We start from the raw sequence: 20,822 nt of genomic DNA, 5'->3' as shown, positions 1-20,822 counted from the left end.
GAGCCATTCCTCTGAGTGATCGGAGGCGATGACGCTCCTGTTTTTCTAACCCACAAATTATTCTTACCATGAAATTCAAACTCATAGACCTACCCTACGCAAAGGATGCGCTGGAGCCTGTGATGAGTGAGGAGACTGTTTCTCTTCACCACGGCAAGCACCTCAATGGCTACGTCAACACTCTGAATAAACTGATCGAGGGCACCGACTTCGAGGACAAGTGCCTCAAGTCTATTGTCAAGGAAGCTGACGGCAAGATGTACAATCAGGCCGGACAGATCCTCAATCACAACCTCTTCTTCCTACAGCTCCGTCCCAAGGACGAGGCCAAGAAGGCACCTACCGGCAAGCTGCTGGAGGCGATTGAGAAGGAGTGGGGCTCCTTTGAGGACTTCAAGCAGAAGTTCCAGGAGGAGGCCGCCGGACTCTTCGGCTCCGGATGGGCATTCCTCGTCGCTGACAAGGACGGGAAGCTCAGCATCGACAAGGGCTCAAACGCCTATAACCCCATCACCAAGGATCTTTGCCCGCTGATGACCGCCGATGTCTGGGAGCATGCTTACTATGTGGACTACCGCAACGTGCGTGCAGACTTCCTCAAGGCACTCTGGGAGATCATCGACTGGAAGACCGTGGAGGAGTGGTACACAGAGCCGGAGAAGGCTGTAAAGTGCGCCTGCAAGGCCAGTAAGGCTGAGTAAGCACTGATATCATAATATCAAGCAAAAGGGGCTGCACCGCTAATGGCGATGCAGCCCCTCTTGTATTTCAGCCTTCAGAGTCAGTCGTCCACCTTGTCAGAGATAGCGCTCATGGAGTCTGAGACAAAGCGATCCAGCGCCTCACCTCGCAGCAGACCGCTCGCAAGGAGTCCGAGATCGATCAGGCGCTCGATCACCGGCTGCCCGGCAGCAAAGTCGGCATAAATGGTGCCGAGCTTGGCATCCAGCTCATCGATATGGGCATTGGTCTCCTTGAGATCCTCCTGGAGAGACTTCTTCTTTGCCTCATCGGGCTTATTCTTGTCGTCGTAGAGCTGACTGTCTATCTCAGCTCGCCGAGCGACATAGCCATTTCGGTCACCCGTCAGCTGAGTGTAGGTACCGATCTGATCTGAGGACCGGAATTTCTTCAGGACCGCACCGATCAGAGGATGATCAATATTGAGCGTCATCATGTAGCTGTCCGGCATGGATCCATACATATCCATCCCTTGCTGCATATGAGCCATATCCTTCATGCGCCGCATATACTCATTCTGGATCACTACGATCGGCTTAGCCTCGGCACCCTGATTGGCAGTAGCGACATGGATCATCTGCTTATCATCGCCCTCAGGCACCCGACTCTGGAAGAGCTGTCTCAGGATGGACTGGTCCTCCTCGGTCATATCGACATGACCGACAGGCTTCTCATCCTTGCGTACGAGATTCTCCAGCGTATCACTGTCGACACTGACGAAGTGGCTATCCTCCGACTTCTGCTCCAGCATCCCGATCAGGTGCATGTCGAGGGGTCCATTGAGCAGGAGCACGCTGTACCCCTTGTCCTTGGCCGCACGGATGTAGCTGTACTGGCGATCGGGATCCTGAGCATAGAGATGGACCACCTTCTTGTCCTTATCGGTCTGGTTGCCCTCGATCAGGGTCTTGTACTCATCGAGTGTGTAGTACTTCTCATCAGTGTCCTTGAGGAGCAGGATACCCTTAGCCTTCTCTGCAAACTTCTCATCCGTAAGCATGCCATACTTCACGAAGAGATCAAGTGCCGACCACTTCTCCTCGTAAGCGGCACGATCGGTCTTGAAGAGCTCTGCCAGCTTGTCTGCTACCTTGCGGGTGATATAGGTCGAGATCTTCTTTACTCTCGCATCGGACTGGAGATAGCTGCGACTCACGTTGAGCGGGATATCCGGCGAGTCGATCACGCCATGGAGGAGATTGAGGAAGTCGGGGACGATTCCCTCGACATTATCGGTCACGTAGACCTGGTTGCAGTAGAGCGAGATGTTGCTCTTCTGCATATCGAGGTTTGACTTGATCTGAGGGAAGTACAGGATCCCGGTCAGGTTGAATGGGTAGTCAATATTGAGGTGGATCCAGAAGAGCGGTGCATCATTGCCTGGGAAGAGGGTCCGATAGAACTCTTTGTAATCCTCATCAGTGAGGGAGGCGGGCTGCTTGATCCACGTTGGATCCGTCTCATTGATCACCCGAGGCTTATCCGTATCGACCTGCTTGCCATCCTTCCACTCCTTCTCCTTCCCGAAAACGATCGGCACAGGGAGGTAGCTGCAGTACTTCTTGAGCAATGCATAGATGCGATCCTCGTCGAGGAACTCCTTATCCTCCTCGGAGATGTGTAGTATGATGTCCGTCCCTCGCGATCTCTTCTCTGCCTCCTCCATCTGGTACTCAGGATTGCCCTCGCAGGACCAGCGGATACTGGGAGCCGTCTCGTCGTAGCTTTGAGTGTAGATCTCCACCCTGTCGGATACCATAAAGGAGGAGTAAAATCCGAGACCAAAGTGACCAATGATACTGTGCTGGTCCTCGTACTTCTTGACAAACTCCTCGGCACCGCTGATGGCGATCTCATTGATGTACTTATGGATCTCATCGGCAGTCATACCGATACCATTATCCGATATGATCAGCTTGTCGCCATCGATCTTCACCTCCACCTGGAGATCCCCGACTTCGCCGGAGTACTCACCCTTGGAGACCAGAGTCTTCAACTTCTGTACGGCATCCACGCCATTGCTTACGATCTCTCGGAGGAAGATCTCATTATCGCTGTAGAGGAATTTCTTAATGATCGGGAACATATTGTCGCTCGTCACGCCAATCTTCCCTGTCGTCTGATTTTTATCCATGATCTATATGTATGACTTAGTCTTTCGTTCATATCTCACTACGCAAAGTCAGTGCCAAAGAGCTGGACCGTCTGGAGTGTCAGAAACATTAGTGGTACATTTGTCTATCACAGATGATCAAGTGACCCAAGCATGAATACCAACCTACCCCCATTAGCCGAGCGAATGAGACCGACCACTCTGGACGGCTACTTCGGTCAGGATGAGCTCGTCCGTCCCGGCGGTCCCATATACGACATGCTGGCAACGGGACTGCTCCGGTCCTTCATCCTATGGGGGCCGCCGGGAGTGGGCAAGACCACCCTGGCGAAGATCGTGGCAAAGCACTTCGACCTACCCTTCTTTACCCTCAGTGCGGTCAGCTCGGGAGTCAAGGAGGTCCGTGATGTGATTAAGCAGGCCGAGGACTACCGCAAGGGACTCTTTGCTCAGGGTGCACCGATACTCTTCATCGACGAGATCCACCGCTTCAGCAAGTCTCAGCAAGACTCTCTGCTGCATGCCGTGGAGCAGGGTAGTGTGGTGCTGATCGGTGCCACGACCGAAAACCCATCCTTTGAGGTGATCCGCCCACTCCTCTCTCGGTGCCGTGTGCTGGTGCTGAAGCCTCTCACGCAAGAGGATCTGGACAAGCTCTTGCAGTACACTATCACCAGAGACGAGATACTGAAGGAGTATGAGGTGAGGATAGAATCCACGGATGCACTCTTTGCCGCCTCGGGGGGTGACGCTCGGAAGTTCCTCAATATCCTTGAGCTCCTCGCTACCACCCCCGAGGCCCTCGAGCAGAAGTGCGTGACCATCTCTGACGAAGTGGTAGCTCAGCAGATACAGAGCAATCCCGGCGTGTACGACAAGGGGGGAGAGATGCACTATGACATCATATCCGCATTTATCAAGAGTATCCGAGGTAGCGATCCTGATGCTGCCATATACTGGCTCGCCCGAATGATCGACGGAGGGGAGGACCCAAAGTTCATCGCACGTCGTCTGGTGATATCTGCCTCCGAAGATATCGGTCTCGCCAATCCTAATGCTATGCTGATCGCAGAGGCAGCCTTTACCGCAGTAGAGCGCATCGGCTGGCCTGAGGGACGCATCCCACTGGCAGAGGCAACGATCTACCTCGCCTCCTCTCCGAAGAGTAATAGCGCCTTCTTAGCCATCAATAAAGCGCTCTCCTACGTCAGAGAGCAACCGCCCCACCCTGTGCCTATGCACCTGAGGAACGCACCCACCGAGCTCATGGATGAGCTGGGGTATGGCAAGGGGTACATCTATCCTCACGACTATAAGGGGCACTATGCAAGTCAGCAATATCTGCCTGACGAAGCGGTAGGGACTTCATTCTGGATCCCGGCAGACAGTGCAGCAGAAGCGCAGCTGGTCGATCGACTTAATAGGATGAAGGAGTCACAGCTGTGATCCACTCTGGGCAGAGGACAACAGTCCTATACGACAGAGAAAGACACAGTATCGAATAAAACGAAAGAAGGGCTGGCTCCAAAAAGTGGAGCTAGCCCTTACTCGTCTATGCTGTCTGAGAGACCCGCGACAGACAGTGTTGTCACTTATTGGAGCCGGTGGTTCACAGCCAGTGGGCCATAAAGTCGCTCATCTCCTTGGCTCGCTCCTCCAAGCGGGTCAGATATACATACTGTGCCCAAGCACGATCCCAATTGTGATCCTTGTAGTTAGTCTTATAATAGGTGTCCCCATTGATATAGTCTGTAAGGAAGCGGGCCGCCTGCATATAGGTCATCATGCGACCGCCATAGGGGATAAGTCGGATCTCAGTCTCAGAGAGGAAGCTGCTTGCTGAGGACATATAGCCTTCGACATAAGACTTGAAGATCTCCATATCCACACCGATCTTGGACTCGTCAGTCTCATCCTCAGCACCGGTATTCACAGCAGTGCGGATGAAGTCTCCAACATCGGACAGGATAAAGCCGGGCATCACGGTATCAAGGTCGATGACCGTCAACACCTCACCGGTCTCCTTATCGAAGAGGATATTGTCCACCTTGGTGTCGAGGTGATTGATATGCTTCGGCAGTGTCCCCTCTTCATAGAGTCGCTCCTGTAGTAGCATCTCATCCGACCGGTCATCGATAGCCTTGATGAGCTTCTTGACTCGCTCCTCCTGCACTCTGCCCAAACGATCCTCCTTGATCGCATCAGCGAGCTCCTGCAGGCGAAATGCCATATCGTGGAAGTGAGGGATCGTGTCCCCAAGCGTGCCCTCCGGAATGTCGGAGAGACGGCTCTGGAAGTCGCCAAAGGCCCTTCCGGCCGAGCGTGCGGACTCCGGTGTGACCGCATCCACGGTGACTGACCTCGGGATGTAGAGCATCACGCGCCAGTAGTTTCCCTCATAGGTGGTATAGCGCTCTCCGCTCTTCGTCCGGAGGAATGTGCAGACGTGTCGGTCGACGTCCGCATCCCCCTCAGCCTCCAGCTTCTTCCTGATATGCTCAGTGACAGTGAATATGTTCCGCTGCAGGGTCTCCACGTCTTGGAAGACCTGATGATTGATCCTCTGGAGGACATATCGTATATGCTCCGTGCCATCGGGGTCCTTAACTGTAACACGAAGTGTATCATTGATATGACCGTTTCCGAAGGGCTCCACGCTCACCACTTCCCCCTCGAGAGGGAAAGCATCTAGGATGGTCTGATAGTTTTTAGTCATAATTAATTAGAGATATAAGATGGGGTAAACGATTGGTCCCAGGATCCAAAAGGCGAGATATAAGGTCACAAGAGATAGTGCGATCATGTCGATCCTGCTACGAGGAGTAATGTAGCAGACAGACTTCTGCCGATCCGGGATCTTGAAGAAACTACTGCGGGTCTCGCGATAGAGGTAATACATAACTATACCGACGAGCATACCACAGAGACAGCCGGCGATCACGTCCGTAAGGAAGTGGACCCCGAGGTAGACTCGGGAGTACATCGTGGTCAGTACGACGAGTGTCATGATGATAGTATAGCCCCGGTGTCTCATCAGCAACATCGTGAAGGCGCCAAGGGCAGCAAAATTGGTACTGTGACCGGAGATAAAGCCATAAAGTCCCCCTCCCGAGTGGCCCATCACAGTCTTGACAACATCCTCCGTGAAGGGATGGAGGGTCGGGCGAAAGCGCTGGAAATAGGGCTTAAAGACCGCAGAGGAAAGCTGATCAGAGATCACCATCATCACTGCGACAAAGAGGATAAGCAGCAGGCACTCCTTGATCTTCTGCCGATAGAAAAGCAGCGCGAAGAAGAAGATCAGGAAGAAGTACCAGATCCGCTTGTCGGAGAAGGTGAACATCACCGAGTCCAGATAGTCACTGTGGGGACTATTGAGCCAGAGGAAAAAGTCTCGCTCCAGTAGGGCCAGCTTCTCTACCATTACATCAGTCGCTAAAGTTATTGATCAAGTCAAAGGTCTCCTCCGGGACCCAGCCGACCGTGCCATCGGCGAGTCGGATCTCGGCATACCCCCCTACTCTGTCCAGTATCCTCACCTTGTGCCCCTCATGCACTACCGCTATGTCCTGTGACGACGAGTCGGGAGAGCTCTGCAGTGTGATGACCGGAGCAGTCAGGATCGCCTCCGAACGGTCGGTGATAAACCTGTAAGATCGGTAGACAAAGAGATTGAGGACTATACAAAGTACGAGAGCAACCAGTCCGGCATAGAAGCCTATCCGCCGCTTCCTCTCGCTACGCCCGTAGGTAAAGAGGAAAATGAGAAGGACAAAGACCAGAAAGGAACCCAGCGCAAGGCTCATCCAAGCAGGAAGAACGAACCAGTGTGTCATACTGTCCATCATACGTGAGAGCATCTGAGAGCGGGGCTGCTCCACCTTCTCGGCTGTATGGTCAGCGAGGAAGGCAAGGTTGTAGCGCGTGTCAGAGTCGGATGGATCCAGTCTGTAGGCGCGCTCCAGACTCAGTATGGCACTGGAGAGTTGACCGTCCTTATAGTAGGCACAGCCGAGGTTATAGTACAGCTCAGCTGAGGGCTCTGACGAGAGACTGAGGCATTTCTCGTAGATCGATATGGCGAGGTTGTACTTTTGCTCACCATAGGCAGTTGCTGCGTCGTCCATCAGTCTCTTGATGTCTGATGATCCGATTGCACCATCGGAGGGGGCAACCACACCAATACTGTCTGCCTGAGTCGACTCTTGTGCGAAAGTTAATCCTCCAATAATAACAGATAGAAGAAGGAGGGGAAGTATCCGAAGTCGTTTCATCACTCTTTGATCTTGATTTTAGAGGCCTCTATGCCATCGATAACCTCCGATGAGGTCTTGTAGAGCTCATCCCTCAGTCCCCCCTCCTCAGAGGGTGCGAAGCGCGCCAGCTCAAGGTCTGACTGCACGGAGAGGGTCCGGTCCACAAGCTCCTCCGACAGACCATTGGCTCGCATAACCTCCGCAATGCGCTCCTTCGAGAGATCAGAGGGCGGGATATGGAGCTTGGCACATAGGTAGCTATTGAGACCATTTAGGAGTGCCTCGTAGTAGGCCTTATTGTCGCCCTTGGCTCGCTCCTTCTCTGCCAGCTTGAGATACTTACGTGCCATCTTGCCGGCACGACGGGCACGGTTGTGGGAGTTCTCGACCGCACCGGCGCGACGGGCACGAATGAGGAAGAAGGCAACCAAACCGATAAGGAATACCACACCATAGAGAAGCCAGTAAGTCCTGAGGCTGACTCTCGACAGGTGAGTGAGGCTACCGGTAGGCTTGAGGTAGCGAATGTCGTTGCCGAGTCGCTTCATCGCATCACGGCTCCCGAAGGCTGATCCGTCCGACACCGCCGATCCGCTGCCCTTCTCCACCTGTATCTTCTGTGCAGGGATCACCTCTCGCCGGTAGGACCCGGTGCCGGGATCAAAGTAGGAGTAAGTAATCTCGGGTATGGTATAGGTGCCCTCATACCTCGGGATGGCAAAGTACTCAATGGACTTCCATCCGGACGCTCCCCCGGCGGTGACTTGGATGTCATCCTCCTCCTGAGGATCATAGACCTCGAAGCCCTCGGGCCACTCAACCTCCGGGAGGGTAGATAGCTTGAGATTTCCCTCTCCACTAAGGGTCAGTTTCAGCTGTACACTCTCACCGGTCTTCATAGGCTGGTGTAGCCCATCAGTGGTGAGCCTAAAGTTGCCCACAGCTCCTGTAAAGTCGTCAGGCTTGGGCGTGGGGAGTGGCTTCACATTTACCGTAAAAGGCTTGGTGGTCACCTTTTTTCGGACCCTCTGGTAGGAGTCAAAGAAGCCGGAGAAGAAGTCACCCGGATCGTTATTCTGCGAGGGAACAGTCACAAGTAGGCCGAAAGAACCGGACGGGACGCTGAGCTTGCCGGGCTTTTGGGGAAAGAGAAGCTGACGGAGCAGAGTCACGGTGTAATAGTTCTTCCCCCTATACTGCTCTATGTCGAGCTGTAGCGGACCACTCTGTGGGATCTCCTGCTTGACGAATCCGTCGTACTCGGGGAAGTTGGCACTCTCGATCTGAATCCCCTGGTACCTCGAGTAGAGCTTGTAGGTAACAAGAAGAGCCTCCTGCTCATAAACGGTCGTCTTACTCACATTAGCCACCACCTGCAGGGCATCATTGCTGAGTCGGACCGCCTCGGCATCGGATATCTGACCCTCGCTTTCGTCACCGGAGGCACTTGATCCGGAGGCACCGGGAGAGGCAGCAGACGGCTCATAGACCTTAAAAGTCGTAGCTCCCGATCGATAGGTGGCGCCTCCGACCTTGACGGTAGCGGAGGGGAGACTGTAGGAGCCGGCATGATCAGCCATCAAAGTGTAAGTGAATGAGGTCGATGAGGAGCGGGACATCTTGCCATTGATGATGCTGGTACTCGAGGATCGGCTTACGGCCGGACCATAGAGCACCTCTAATCCTGACGGAAACGTCCACTGGGGATCGGATGCCTTGTCACTCACGATCAGCTGGATCCTGAAAGGCTCCCCGACGATCGCTTCCTGGGGAGGTGAGACCCGTACAGATACCTTATCCGCCGCCTGAGCAGTCAGGGATAGGATAAGGAGGCTTGCAATTATATGAAATACTCTACGAGACATAATGGATTACCAATTCTTACGACGACTGCGCCCTCTCTGCTGCTGAGCCTGCTCCAGCTTCTGCCGGGTATTCTTCTCATCCTTCTGGAGAGCCTGGAGGATCCTATTGGCAGTCTCTTGGGACATCTGATCTTGGTTGGGCTGCTGAGGTTGCGGCTGCTGATCTTTCTTCTGATCCTTTTGCTGATCTTGCTGCTGGTCTTTTTTCTGATCCTTATCCTGATCTTGCTTCTGATCCTGACCACCACCGCCATTCTTTTTCTGCTCGTCCAGTAGCTTCTGAGCGAGAGCGAGGTTGTAGCGAGTGTCCTCGTCAGAGGGTCGCCGACGAAGCGACTCCTTGTAGTACTCAATCGCCTGCTCCAGCTGCTTAGCACGGAAAGCGGTGTTGCCGGCGTTGTGGGTCAGATCGGCCGCCTCTGTGGACGAGAATAAGGAGAGGTGCGGAGTGAGAGACTGGTAGAGCTTGCCGGCCTCCTCCCCTCGATCGGTTCGGTAGAGGACATTGGCCAGGTTGAATATCGTGGTGCGGTCGCTCTTATTGACCTCAAGAGCCTTGCGGTAGTCTATCTCAGCCTTGGAGTACTCCTTGGAGCGATAGAGCTTATTGCCGCTACGGGTTAGGTCCCGCACTTGCTTCTGTCCCCAGAGAGGGAGACAGAAGAGAGAGGCAAAGAAGATCGACAGCAAGTACTTACTTCTCATCATCACGCTTTATGTCAAAGATATTAAACCGCCTCAGGAGCCTATTCTTATGGTCCAGCATCAGCAGATCGACTAAGAGTAAGAGCAGCGCAGGGATCAGGAAGTAGTAATAGACATCCGCATAGGATCGGTAGACGGTGGTACTCATATCAGACTTCTGCAGTCTGTCGAGGCTCTTCTTGAGCAGTCGGACAGCTCCCGAGACGTCCTTGGCATGGATATAGACCCCATCAGCAGTCTCAGCAATTTGCTTAGCGAGCTGCTGATTAAGGCGAGTAACAACCACCTTGCCCTCTTCGTCCGTCAGATACTCACCATTGCCCATCGGGATCGGAGCACCCTCCTCTGTGCCGACACCGAGGACGGAGATAAGGATCCCCTTCTCCTTAGCGGTCTGGAGCACCTCCTCCACATCGCCATCAAGATTCTCCGCATCGGTGATCAGCACCAGCGCTTTCTTCACCTCCTTGTCCGATGAAAAGCCTCGGGTCGCCAGCTTTATCGCATCGCCTATGACTGTCCCCTGAGCTGCTATTAAACTTGGATCAGCAGACTGAAGAAACATCTTGGCGGAGACAAAGTCCGACGTGATAGGTAGCTGAATGTAGGCTTCCCCGGCGAAGTAGATCAGACCGATCTTGTTATTAGCCAACTCGTCCGTCATACGAGACACAATGTTCTTGGCTAACGTGAGACGACTCGGGGTAACATCCTTGGCAAGCATCGAATTAGAGAGGTCGAGAGCGACGATCATCTCGATGCCCTCCAGCTTTACCTTCTCCGGCTTTGATCCCACCTGTGGGCGGGCAAGCGCCACTACGATGAGCATTCCGGAAACGATGAGTAAAATGTCCTTCGTCAACTTACGTCTCAGAGAGAGATCGGGCATCAGCTGACGGACCAGCTCTGTCTCGCCAAAGTTCTTCAGCTTTTTCTTGTCCCTCCTAATCCTCAGGAATGCCCACACCAAGAGGAGCGCGAGAGGCACGAGCAAAAGCAGTATATAGGGGTGTAAAAATCGCATATCCTCAGTTTATCACGGCATCGTACGGAAGACTGTCGTCCTCAGCAGGATCGCCCCAAATAAGCAAAGCAAGGCGGCACAGAGCCACGGCATAAAGTGCTCGGACTTCTCCGTATAGTTATGTACCTCCAGCTTGATCTTCTCCATCTGATCGATCTGGTCGTAGATCTCCTCCAAGCTCGAGTTGTCCGTAGCTCTGAAGAAACTACCGCCGGTGGTCTCAGCGATGGTCCGGAGGGAGCTCTCATCGATCTCCACCGGCATCATCTGATACTCGATACCGAAGTCCGTCATCACGGGATAGGGTGCCTGCCCCATCGTGCCGACGGCGATAGTGTAGACTCGGATCCCAAAGCTCTTCGCGATCTCAGCTGCCGTCATGGGGTCGATGGTTCCGGCATTGTTGGTTCCATCGGTTAGGAGGATCACCACCTTACTATCACCCTTCTGGTCCTTCAGCCGGCTCACTGCGGTGGCGAGACCGTCACCGATTGCCGTCCCGTCTTCCAGCAGTCCTATATCTACTTGACTGAGGAGACTGAGTAGGATGGCGTGGTCTGTAGTGAGCGGACACTGAGTAAAGCTCTCTCCGGCAAAGATCACTAAGCCAATGTTATCATGCTCACGAGAGGAGATGAATTCACTTGCCACTGCCTTCGCTGCCTCCACACGATTAGGTTGCAGGTCCCGAGCAAGCATACTTCCTGAGATATCCAGAGACATCATAATATTGATACCTTCTGTCTCACTTGACGACTTGTTGCTGAAGCTCTGCGGTCGGGCAAGCGCCGTCACCATACACGAGTAAGCGATGAGCAGCAGGGCAAATGGGATCCAGGTGAGGCGTGATCGCAAGCTGCGACGCATACCTCGGAAGGCATTGGCTGTGCTCAGAGTAAAAGTAGCCGGACGCTTCTGCCTACGTATGTACAGGTAGACAAAAAGCGGCAGAAGCAGCAGGAGAAGAAAAGCCCAAGGATGTGCAAAAGTCATAATTCTTCCTCTTTCTTATCCTTATCGTCCTCCTTAGTCTCCACCTTCGGTCTATGCTCCTCGACAAAAGCTCGAGAGGCACTCAGGAGACCCACATTCTCCCCCATCTCCGGTCGGTACTTGGCAAACTTCGCCAGATCGGCAGTTGTCAGGATGCGACTCAGGTCATCGTACATCCGCTCACGGCCGATGTGAGAGCGAAAGAGGTCCAGGATCTCTGACGAGGTCTTCTCACCCGTCTCGAAGCCATAGACCCGCTTGAGGTAGCGACGCAAAATATCTGACATCTCGGTATAGTACTCCTTCACCTGATCGCTCTCCCAGAGCTTCTCGTCCTTGAGCTTCGCCAGCTCCTCCACCGCTTCCTCGTAGGGATCACGGAGTGGCTCCTGGGCAACGGCAGACTCGGTTACAATTCCCTTCTTTCGCCGACTTATGAGGTAAGCAATCGACATGAAGAGCAAGGCAATAAGACTCAGAATAGCGTAAAACAGTGCAGCGTAGTAGAGATAGTCCCAGAGGACAAAGTCTGCCAGCCACTGGGGCTTGATATCCTTGATCTCATCCGGATGCTCGAGGTCCACAGGGACAGTTCCGACCATTAGGATCGGCTGATCCTGTGACCCCACAGGCTGATCAGCAATCATCGCCACAATATGCTCGAGAGTATACGATGCGGAGTCAAACGAAGTAAGAGTCACCTCGTAGACGATCTGACGCAGGCGGTCACTGATCATCGTCGTATCTCCGGTGGCAACACCCAAGATCTCCACCCCGGAGACCAAAGTGTCTGCAGGCAGAGCGAGCTGAACCTCCCTATCCGCTGGTGCGACGACACTCACACTAAGAGTGGTCTGCTCACCGATCAGGATCTTCGTCGGCTCCAGCTTCGGAATCACACGCGTCTCATCCTGCGCAAACCCGTTTCCGCACACACAGGTGAACAGAAGGATAATGGCAAGCCGGATGTGGCAGAGGCGATAATTCATATCTATATCAGTCATCAGATCCGAGGGTGAGTAAAGAGTCGCTGCAGTCTCGGCACATAGTCCTCCGAGGTCGACACGCTCGCATATCCGATATTGTACTTACTGAAGGTCTCCCTCAGCTTGGCGGAGAGCTCCTGCCAGTATTCACGATACTGCTTCCGGACGGACTTGGATGAGCTATCGATCACACGCACCTCGCCTGTCTCCGCATCCCTGACGCGTAGCAGTCCGACCATCGGCAACTCCGCCTCATGGGGATCGTAGACCTGCATAGCGAGTAGGTCGTGCTTATTGCGCACCACTGCCAGAGTCTTAGCATAGTCGCTTCCGTCGATAAAGTCGGAGAGGAGAAAGAGGGTGCAGCTCTTTCGCTGCACATTGTGAGCAAAGCGAAGAGCCACCGAGATATCCGTTCCCGACCCCTCAGGCTCGATAGAGAGGATCTCCGAGAGGATTGTCAGCACATGCTTGTGACCCTTGGAGGGGGGTATATACTTCTCCACCCGATCGGAGTAGAAGATCACGCCGACATTATCGTTATTCTTTATGGTACTAAAGGCGAGCGTGCCTGCGATCTCCGCCACTCTCTGCCGCTTTGTCATACCCACGGTACCGAAGTGCTCACTCCGCGAGATATCCACGAGCAGGATCATAGTAAGCTCTCGCTCCTCCTCGTAGACCTTGACGTACGGACGGGCATAGCGTGCGGTGACATTCCAGTCGATATCTCGGACATCATCCCCCGGCTGGTACTCTCTCACCTCGCTAAAGGACATTCCTCGTCCCTTGAAGGCTGAGCGATACGCACCGGAGAAGATATCCTCCGACAGACGACTCGACTTAATCTCGATCCTACGGAGTCTCTTGAGCAACTCCTGTGTATCCATCACCTCTCCGCTCAGGGCACCTGTACCTTATTGAGTATCTCAGTGATCACCTCATCCGTCTTGAGATTCTCCGCCTCAGCCTCGTAGCTGAGACCGATACGGTGACGCATCACATCGTGACAGACAGCACGCACATCCTCCGGAATGACGAAGCCGCGATGCTTGATAAAGGCGTAGGCTCTTGACGCGAGTGCCAAATTGATCGAAGCACGGGGCGAAGCACCATAGCTGATCATCCCCCTAAGGCTATCCAGCCCGGCATCGCCCGGGAAGCGGGAGGCAAAGACGATATCGATGATATACTTATTGATCTTCTCATCGAGGTAGACCTGATGCACGATCTCCCGAGCCTTGAGGATCTGATCACCGGAGACCACGGGGCGAACTTCGGCCGGAGTAGCCTTGATCTGCTCCGTCACGATACGGCTCTCCTCCTCCTTCGTGGGGTATCCTACCAGCACCTTGAGCATAAAGCGGTCGCTCTGAGCCTCCGGCAGTGAGTAGGTTCCCTCCTGGTCGATCGGGTTTTGAGTCGCCATGACGAGGAAGGGGCGTGGCAGCTCAAAGGTCTGGTCAGCGATCGTCACCTGACGCTCCTGCATCGCCTCGAGCAGCGCACTCTGCACCTTGGCAGGCGCACGATTTATCTCATCGGCAAGGACAAAGTTGGCGAATATCGGTCCCTTCTTCACGCTGAAGGTCTCAGACCGCTGACTGTAGATCTGAGTACCGATGACGTCAGCCGGGAGAAGGTCGGGAGTGAACTGGATCCGGCTAAAGTCGGAGTCAATAAGCTCCGCAAGAGTCTTGATCGCAAGGGTCTTCGCCAGTCCGGGGACACCCTCCAGGAGGATGTGTCCGTCAGCAAGTAATCCTATGAGAAGCGATTCCCGAAGATGCTTTTGCCCAACGATGACACGATTCATCCCCTCATCAATGAGGGTGAGAAAACCGCTCTCCCGCTCGATCATCTCCGTCAGTGCCCTAATATCTACGCTTGGTTGTTCCATTTCTAATTCTAATGCAATGTCTACCTGAGCCTCCCCCTCACACAGTTACAAAGATACCGATTTCGCCCCAACCCCTGCCGAAACAACTAATAATCTTACTTAACGAGCTGTCTCAGACAGTACGGTCGGTGTCCTTATGGTCAGGACTCTGAGCTCAGCACCTCACCGATGAGATCATAGTCGGCGGTGCCGGTGATACGCACCTGACAGAACTCCCCCACACTAGCTTCTCCCGTGAGGATTACCTCAGGATCCACATCAGGCGAGTCGTACTCTGTCCGACCGATATAGTGTCCCTCCTCCTCTCGGTCAACCAGTACTCTGAGCGTCTTGCCCACCATCGACTCCGCTGTCTCTATGGCGATCTCCTGCTGCAGGGTCATCAGGCGGTCATAGCGCTCCTCCTTGACCTCCTGCGGGACATTGTCGCTGTAGTGTCGGTAGTCATAGGTCCCCTCCTCGTGGGAGTACATAAAGGCACCCATTCGCTCAAATCGCTGCTCGCGAACGAAGTCCATCAGCTCCTCAAAATCCTCATCTGTCTCCTCCGGGTGCCCGACCATCAAGGTGGTCCGGATCGCAATATCGGGAACCTCCTCGCGCATACGTCGTAGGAGCTCCTCCGTCTCCTGACGGGTCACTCCCCGTCGCATCACTCGTAGCATATGGTCGGAAGCGTGCTGCAGGGCAATATCGAGGTACTTGCAGACCTTGGGCTGCTCGCGCATCACCCTCAGGAGATCCATCGGGAACTGTGCCGGATAGCCATAGTGAAGCCTCACCCACTCGATTCCGTCGACCCGGCAGATCTTCTCGATCAGCTCAGGCAGTCGTGGCTCTCCATAGAGATCCCGTCCGTAGTAGGTAAGATCCTGTGCGATGACTAAGAGCTCCTTCACTCTCGAGGCAGCCAGCCCCCTTACCTCCTCGAGGATCTCCTCCTCCGGTCGGGAGACATGCCTGCCGGTAATGATGGGAATGGCACAGTAAGCGCACTGCCGACTACAGCCCTCCGCAATCTTCAGGAAAGCATAGTGATCCGGCGTGGTCGTCAGGCGTGAGTCGGCGACCGTGCTATGGTATGCCTTCCCAAGGTGAGTGATCAGATCCTTCCAGTCAAACTTCCCATAGATCCCATCCAGCTCCGGGATAGCCTCTCTCAGCTCCTCCCGGTATCGCTCACTAAGACAGCCCATCACATAGACCTGCCCCACCTGCCCCGAGGACTTACCGGAGACCACCTCGAGGATCATGTCGATGCTCTCTTTCTTGGCACTCTCGATGAAGCCGCAGGTATTGACCACCACGATCTCGCCCTCTACCTTGTCGGGATTATGACGAACCGTATAGCCACTCTCTGCAAACTGTCTCATAAGCCGCTCCGAGTCGATCAGGTTCTTGGAGCAGCCCATAGTGATGACGTCTACCCTATTCTTCCGCATAAGCTGAGCTGTCAGAGTGAGCCATCGAAGAGGGAGTCCACGAACTCTTCCCTATTGAAAAGTTGCAGGTCGGTCATCTGCTCACCGAGACCGATATACTTGACCGGGATCTTGAATTGGTCCGAAATGCCGATCACCACCCCTCCCTTGGCAGTGCCATCCAGTTTCGTGATGGCGAGGGTATTAACGTCGGTCGCCTCGGTAAATTGCTTGGCCTGCTCGAAGGCATTCTGCCCGGTGGATCCGTCCAGCACCAGCAGGATCTCCTGCGGCGCCTCCGGATGAACCTTCTGCACCACTTTGCGGATCTTCGAGAGCTCATTCATCAGCCCCACCCTGTTGTGGAGCCTCCCGGCGGTGTCGATGATGATCACGTCTGCTCCATTCGCCTTGCCGTGCTCGACGGTGTCGTAGGCGACTGAGGCCGGGTCGGAGCCCATCTTCTGCTTGATGACCGGGACACCGACACGCTCTCCCCAGATCTCCAGTTGCTCGATGGCGGCGGCGCGGAAGGTGTCCGCTGCCCCCAGCACCACGTTGAGCCCCTCACTATTATACTGATAGGCAAGCTTACCGACGGTGGTGGTTTTGCCCACGCCATTGACCCCGACGACGAGGATCACGTAGGGCTTGACCTGCTTGGAGAGGTCGAAGGAGGTACCATCCTCCGTCCCGTTCTCAGCCAAGAGCGCTGCGATCTCTTCCTTCAGCAGCCGATTGAGTTCCCCGGTGCCGACATACTTATCCTGAGCGACACGCTTCTCGATCCGGTCAATGATCTTCAGCGTCGTCTCCACACCCACGTCACTGGTGATGAGTATCTCCTCGAGCTTATCGAGTACCTCGTCATCCACCTTGGACTTACCCGCCACGGAGTGAGAGAGTTTGTCGAAGAAACTCTGCTTCGTCTTCTCCAGACCGGTGTCCAGTGTCTCTTTCTTTTTCTTAGAGAATAATCCAAAAAATCCCATCGCTCTATATCTTTAATCCATTCTTGTCTTGTAATCCTCATAACCGTAGGCTCGCAGCAGCTCCGGCGTACCATCGCTGTGGAGTAGGTAAATAGAGGGGTGAGAGATGCCATTGAACATGGTCGTCTTCACCGTAGTGTAGTGTATCATGTCCTCGAAGATCAGCCGCTCCCCCACCTCAGGCTCATGGTCGAGGTACCAGTCGCCCATCACGTCTCCGCTGAGACAACTATTGCCACCCACCCGATAAGGTCCATAGGTATGCTCCTCGTCACGCGTTATGGAGGCTCCCCGAATGGCCGGCTGGTAGGGCATCTCGAGACAGTCGGGCATATGGCAGGAGAAGGAGGCATCGATCATCAGCGTGGTGACACCACCATGGGTCACCCGGTCAAGTATCGTGGTGATGAGAGGTCCTGTCTGCCAAGCAAAGGCACTCCCCGGCTCCAGGAGCACCCGCAGGTGAGGATAGCGCCGGTGGAAGTCTGTGAGAAGCTGTATCAGCAGCTCCACGTCATAGTCCTTTCGCGTCATCAGGTGACCGCCCCCAAAATTAACCCACTTAGCTCGCTCGAGGTAGCGTCCAAACTTCTCCTCGATCACGCTCAGCGAGCGCGCAAAGGTGTGCGAGTCGTCCTCGCAGTGCGAGTGAATGTGGATCCCCTCGATGCCGACCGGCAGTTCGTCCGGCAGGTCAGCGAGCGGTACGCCCAGTCTCGAGTCTGGTGAGGCGGGATTGTAGAGGTCGGTCTCGATCTCGCTGTACTCAGGATTAAGCCTGAGTCCACAGCTGATCGGATGTCCCGCATAGTCACGTACCGTGGGATACCAGCGGTCAAATTGCGAGAGAGAATTGAAGGTGATATGGCTGCTGCAGCGAAGGATCTCCTCCATCTCATCCGGACGATAGACCGGAGCATAAGTATGGGTCAGTGCTCCCATCTCCTCGTAGCCCAGTCGTGCCTCCGAGAGGGAGCTGGCAGTGGTGCCACTGATATACTCCCTAAATATCGGGAAGGTCTTCCAGAGAGCAAAGGCCTTAAAGGCCAGTATGATCTCCACGTCCGCCTCGACCGACACGCGCCGTATCAGCTCCAGATTGCGCCTCAGGAGCGTCTCCTCCATCACATAGGAGGGAGAGGGTATGCTGTGATATCTTTCGTTCATTTCTCAAAGGTACCAATTTCTTATGCTCATACCATTTTGTACTGCAGAGCACACGCATTAGGACCATGAGGCGGTGCCCTCAGACTAATATCGGTATTAGTGATCACTATAGTCGGTATTAGTCCTCACTAATACCGGTAATAGATAAGTCCATTACCGGAGTTAGAAACGAGCCATCGCTATCTATTGGTTTTCAAACTGGTGTATAGACTATGCTCTAGGACCACGACAATCTTGATATCGGAACAAAAAAAAGGATGCATCCCGCTACAGGACACATCCTTTTGTGAGTCTATATTAGTCTCTACATATCAGAGAGAGAACATGGTCAGGAGGGTAACGAGGAGCGCCAGGATCGCGTAGAGCTCGGGGAAGACCGCCTCGACCATGGAGATGGCAAATACATTGTGACCATCAGCGGTAGCAGCGATACCGTGTGCGAGCACCTTGCCCTGCTTGATAGCAGAGAGGAGACCTACCGACCCGAGGAGCAGACCACAGAGGAGGATAGCTGTGGCTGAGAGTACAGACATATCGGCAGCGATATGCTGACTGGCGAAGTACCAGCCCACAAATCCATAGAGACCCTGGGAGGAGGGAAGGGCCGAGAGACCAATGTACTGACCCATCTTGGAGGGATCCTTGCGCATAGCCCCGATAGCGGTGATACCGCAGGAGGAGAGACCATAGCAGCTACCGATACCGGCGAGACCGACCATCAGTGCGATACCCAGGTAGGCCATTAGAAGTGTAGTAGACATAAATTGATTTACTTATTGAGTTTGTTATTGTTTTGTCAAGAATAATATATCACTTGGAGACCTTCTCCTCGATCGGAGAGTAAGGTGTGCCCCCGCCCTCGTACTCGGAGTTATTGAAGTACTCCACATAGGTCAGTCGGACTGGGTGGACAAGCGAGCTGATCATCGTTAGGCAGAAATTGAGTCCGTGACCAAAGGCGAGAATCAGCAGTCCTACCGGGATCGCTGCCCAGATGGGCATAGAGGCGGTGACGGTCTCAGTGAGGGTATTGAAGACCCCACCGAGGATACCGCCCGTCAGACCGATGGCGAAGAGGCGGATATAGGAGAGCGTATCTCCGAGAAGCCCTGACGCGGTATTGTAGGTATCCCACAGTCCTTTACCAAGATTGACAAAGACGTTCTTGCCCGGAGAATTGAGGAAGAAGACTGCGAAGACACAGAGCCCCACGACACCCCAGAGAGCGTACTCAAGCCACTGTGGTAGCTGAATGCTGAGGGCGGGCAATCCAACCACAAGTCCGATGAAGATCACCATAGTCGGCCAGGCAAAGCTGGCGAGCGAGGCGCGAGTGCCGCTCTGGTGTCTCACCTTGAAGGCTGCCACATACTTTGCAAATAGGATTTGGACAAGTCCCAGTGCCAGGGAGATCACCATCAGGTTATCCGACGAGAGGAAGAAGTCCTTGATCGAACTGAGGAAGGGAACCTCGACGAGTGAGATGCCAAAGAAGGTACCAGCAAGGAATCCCATTACCACACTGGCTCCACCGAGCCACTGGAAGAGCTCGAGGTACATCTTGGCACTCTCGCCCACCTTGCGCTTAAAGATCGTTGCCAGGATCAGCACCACCAGCCCATATCCTGCATCCCCAGAGCACATTCCGAAGAAGAGCATGAAGAAGGGCGCAATGAAGGGCGTCGGGTCAAACTCCCAGTAATTAGGGAGCGAGAACATCTTTACCAGAGGCTCAAAGGCCCTGGCGTAGCGATTATTGGAGAGCTTGATGGGCACATTCTCCCCATGGACAATTTCCTCCTGGACATAGGCGATCCCCTCCTCTGAGAGCGCTGCCTGCATGGCGGCATCCTGCTTGGCGGGGACATAGCCCTCCAGCACCATCAGTCGGTCGTCATAGAGGCGATCCGCCTGATAGTAGGCATTGTCCATCTGGTAGGTATCGGCGAGACGGGCCTCCTGCCGGTCAAGTATCTGATCGTGATAAGCGAGATAGAGCTTGGAGTCTGTCAGGAGCTTCAGGTCCTCCTCCACACTCTGTCTCTCAACCCTAAGCGAACTAATAGATCGGTCGGGTAGATGAACCTGCTCGGCAAACTCGAGCTCAGGCTCCGGCTCGTCCTCGGAGGTGATGGTGACGAAGTAGGTGGAGCGACCGGCAGTCTGGATAATCTGTGCGTGGTAGAGCTCCTCCCACTCCTTATTGTACCTCTGAGAGAGGACAGTCCAGAAGGTCATATGGACCCCCTTAGCCCTCAGCTTAGAGATCAGAGTCGGGTCGAAGTCGCCCCAGTATGAGAGCTCATGCTCCTGGGACTTTAGGTCAGAGAGGATCCTCGACTTTTCCTTGATACGAGAGTCAAGGTCACTGATCTGGCTCCGATATGTGGCGTAGTCCGTCAGGGTATCCTGAGGGAAGTCTATGTGACGGATATCCTCAGGGGTCTGATCCTTCTGTAAGGGATGCTGGTCCATGAGGAAGCCGAGGCTCTTACGCAGATCGGCCAACTCGTCCTGTCGAGCCTTTACCTCTCTGATGCGGTCGAGCTCGTTGGGATCCTTATTCTGTCGGACATGGATCACGCCTAAGGAGCGCAATTTCTGTAGGAACGCCTCGTACTCCGGCTCAAAGACCAGAAACGAGTACTTATTCATCGTC

The 20,822-nt window shown here is 54.2% G+C and carries 18 protein-coding genes; 2 read left to right on the top strand and 16 right to left on the bottom strand.

Going from position 1 to position 20,822, the window contains the following annotated elements:
- The first annotated feature begins 68 nt into the window (after positions 1-68).
- A complete protein-coding gene (locus B088_RS00455) occupies positions 69-701 on the top strand; it encodes a superoxide dismutase (RefSeq protein WP_018106437.1) in 633 nt (210 codons plus the stop codon).
- Positions 702-781: 80 nt separating this feature from the next.
- Here B088_RS00455 and htpG read toward each other — a convergent pair whose 3' ends face one another.
- Positions 782-2,875 carry a molecular chaperone HtpG gene (htpG, locus tag B088_RS00450; protein ID WP_018106436.1) on the bottom strand — a complete coding sequence of 698 codons (2,094 nt, stop codon included), beginning with the start codon at positions 2,873-2,875 and terminating at the stop codon, positions 782-784.
- A 132-nt stretch (positions 2,876-3,007) separates the two neighbouring features.
- Between htpG and B088_RS00445 the strand changes: the two genes are divergently transcribed.
- The gene (locus B088_RS00445) at positions 3,008-4,300 is read left to right on the top strand and encodes a replication-associated recombination protein A (RefSeq protein WP_025081444.1); all 1,293 of its coding nucleotides are present in this window, start codon (positions 3,008-3,010) and stop codon (positions 4,298-4,300) included.
- Positions 4,301-4,463: 163 nt separating this feature from the next.
- On the opposite strand, the gene B088_RS00440 is transcribed toward B088_RS00445, so the two are convergent.
- The 15 genes from B088_RS00440 to B088_RS00370 form a co-directional block, all read right to left on the bottom strand.
- The gene (locus B088_RS00440) at positions 4,464-5,570 is read right to left on the bottom strand and encodes a phosphotransferase enzyme family protein (protein ID WP_018106434.1); all 1,107 of its coding nucleotides are present in this window, start codon (positions 5,568-5,570) and stop codon (positions 4,464-4,466) included.
- 6 nt (positions 5,571-5,576) lie between these two features.
- Complete coding sequence (locus B088_RS00435; RefSeq protein WP_018106433.1) at positions 5,577-6,278, bottom strand: phosphatase PAP2 family protein; 702 nt, start codon at positions 6,276-6,278, stop codon at positions 5,577-5,579.
- A 4-nt stretch (positions 6,279-6,282) separates the two neighbouring features.
- Positions 6,283-6,981 (bottom strand): tetratricopeptide repeat protein, encoded by a 699-nt coding sequence (locus B088_RS00430; RefSeq protein ID WP_018106432.1) that lies wholly within the window; start codon positions 6,979-6,981, stop codon positions 6,283-6,285.
- A 146-nt stretch (positions 6,982-7,127) separates the two neighbouring features.
- Entirely contained in the window at positions 7,128-8,975 is a 1,848-nt protein-coding gene (locus B088_RS00425) for a BatD family protein (protein ID WP_018106431.1), read from the bottom strand.
- A gap of 6 nt (positions 8,976-8,981) precedes the next feature.
- Positions 8,982-9,683: a tetratricopeptide repeat protein gene (locus B088_RS00420; RefSeq protein ID WP_018106430.1), complete on the bottom strand. Its 702-nt coding sequence runs from the start codon at positions 9,681-9,683 to the stop codon at positions 8,982-8,984.
- Entirely contained in the window at positions 9,670-10,704 is a 1,035-nt protein-coding gene (locus B088_RS00415; protein ID WP_018106429.1) for a vWA domain-containing protein, read from the bottom strand. The genes B088_RS00420 and B088_RS00415 overlap by 14 nt, the downstream gene beginning before the upstream one ends.
- Positions 10,705-10,716: 12 nt before the next feature.
- Positions 10,717-11,697 (bottom strand): vWA domain-containing protein, encoded by a 981-nt coding sequence (locus tag B088_RS00410; RefSeq protein WP_018106428.1) that lies wholly within the window; start codon positions 11,695-11,697, stop codon positions 10,717-10,719.
- Entirely contained in the window at positions 11,694-12,686 is a 993-nt protein-coding gene (locus B088_RS00405) for a hypothetical protein (RefSeq protein ID WP_155802226.1), read from the bottom strand. The genes B088_RS00410 and B088_RS00405 overlap by 4 nt, the downstream gene beginning before the upstream one ends.
- A 14-nt stretch (positions 12,687-12,700) precedes the next feature.
- On the bottom strand, positions 12,701-13,573 hold the full coding sequence (locus B088_RS00400; protein WP_018106426.1) for a DUF58 domain-containing protein: 873 nt from the start codon (positions 13,571-13,573) through the stop codon (positions 12,701-12,703).
- Between the two features lie 11 nt (positions 13,574-13,584).
- Entirely contained in the window at positions 13,585-14,583 is a 999-nt protein-coding gene (locus B088_RS00395) for an AAA family ATPase (RefSeq protein ID WP_026170401.1), read from the bottom strand.
- Positions 14,584-14,723: 140 nt separating this feature from the next.
- The gene (gene rimO / locus B088_RS00390) at positions 14,724-16,025 is read right to left on the bottom strand and encodes a 30S ribosomal protein S12 methylthiotransferase RimO (RefSeq protein ID WP_025081442.1); all 1,302 of its coding nucleotides are present in this window, start codon (positions 16,023-16,025) and stop codon (positions 14,724-14,726) included.
- 11 nt (positions 16,026-16,036) lie between these two features.
- The gene (gene ftsY, locus B088_RS00385) at positions 16,037-16,996 is read right to left on the bottom strand and encodes a signal recognition particle-docking protein FtsY (RefSeq protein ID WP_018106423.1); all 960 of its coding nucleotides are present in this window, start codon (positions 16,994-16,996) and stop codon (positions 16,037-16,039) included.
- Positions 16,997-17,008: 12 nt separating this feature from the next.
- Positions 17,009-18,163 carry a carboxynorspermidine decarboxylase gene (gene nspC / locus B088_RS00380; protein ID WP_018106422.1) on the bottom strand — a complete coding sequence of 385 codons (1,155 nt, stop codon included), beginning with the start codon at positions 18,161-18,163 and terminating at the stop codon, positions 17,009-17,011.
- 311 nt (positions 18,164-18,474) lie between these two features.
- Entirely contained in the window at positions 18,475-18,924 is a 450-nt protein-coding gene (locus B088_RS00375) for an ATPase (RefSeq protein ID WP_025081441.1), read from the bottom strand.
- Positions 18,925-18,973: 49 nt separating this feature from the next.
- Complete coding sequence (locus B088_RS00370; RefSeq protein WP_155802224.1) at positions 18,974-20,818, bottom strand: V-type ATP synthase subunit I; 1,845 nt, start codon at positions 20,816-20,818, stop codon at positions 18,974-18,976.
- Positions 20,819-20,822 lie beyond the last annotated feature (4 nt).

It is taken from the genome of Porphyromonas bennonis DSM 23058 = JCM 16335 (genome assembly GCF_000375645.1).
Classification (GTDB): Bacteria; Bacteroidota; Bacteroidia; order Bacteroidales; family Porphyromonadaceae; genus Porphyromonas_A; species Porphyromonas_A bennonis.
The sequence above is the reverse complement of the archived record's forward strand: the minus strand, read 5'-3'. Positions and strand labels throughout refer to the sequence as shown.